This is a genomic window from Vibrio sp. 704 (assembly GCF_033339295.1).
The window spans coordinates 1-521 of the sequence record NZ_JAWOUH010001003.1 but is presented as its reverse complement, the minus strand read 5'-3'; the positions used below and the strand labels follow the sequence as shown (position 1 = coordinate 521).

Genomic DNA, 521 nt, shown 5'->3' with positions numbered 1-521 from the left:
TTTAAGATGGCCAATGAGATCATGATGAAGCTGGTTGGTTTGGTCATGAGTCTAGCACCTTACGGTGTGTTTGCTCTGATGATTCAACTAGGTGCAACCTTAAATGCTAATACATTGATGTCTGTTGCAGGTTACGTTGCGCTTGTCGTGGCTATGCTTGTGTTCTGGATTTTGATCTTCTATCCAATGGCAGTTGGCATTACGACTGGAACTTCTCCAAAGGCGTTTCTCCGTGCAACTCGTGAACAAATCCTATTTTCCCTATCTACGGCAAGTTCAAATGCAACCATCCCTGTAACCATGCGTACTCTGACAGAGAAACTGCAAGTTTCTAAATCAGTTGCGGGTTTTGGTGTACCGCTAGGCGCGACGATGAACATGTCAGGTGTATCTATTTACATCGCGCTTGCAACAATCTTCGTTGCTAACGCGTTTGGCCAGCCAATTAACACCGCTGATGTGTTTACACTCGGTCTGACGATTCTTCTTCTTTCTATTGGTGCTGGTGGCGTACCAGGTGG

Annotated in this window: 1 protein-coding gene; it reads left to right on the top strand. The window is 45.7% G+C overall.

Features of this window, described 5'->3' with window-relative positions:
• Window positions 1-521: dicarboxylate/amino acid:cation symporter (locus tag R7R24_RS30345; protein WP_318120668.1), on the top strand; the 521-nt coding region annotated here is incomplete at both ends.